We start from the raw sequence: 235 nt of genomic DNA, 5'->3' as shown, positions 1-235 counted from the left end.
TAACATCGTGCAAAACTGACAAGTAAAAACGATGCGAAATCGCTGAAAGTCACAAAACTTGTTTTTGTGGCAAGAAGCGATTTGACCAACCGAGTAAAAACGAGGGCGGTAGGCTTTTTGTTTTTTATCCTGATGAGCGTCCAGCGAAGAAAGGGAAAAACAGGGGGAGCCGAAACGAAATGACACGCCCCAGCGATGGCAAGTGAACCCCAGTGAACGTGTTTCGTTTTGGGGG

Annotated in this window: 1 protein-coding gene; it reads right to left on the bottom strand. The window is 46.8% G+C overall.

What is annotated here, in order from left to right:
• A partial coding sequence (locus BHE89_RS24215) for a hypothetical protein (protein WP_216080973.1) occupies positions 1-235 on the bottom strand: 235 nt, incomplete at both ends.

This window comes from Shigella sp. FC1967, from assembly GCF_001743005.1.
GTDB lineage: Bacteria > Pseudomonadota > Gammaproteobacteria > Enterobacterales > Enterobacteriaceae > Proteus.
The sequence above is the reverse complement of the archived record's forward strand: the minus strand, read 5'-3'. Positions and strand labels throughout refer to the sequence as shown.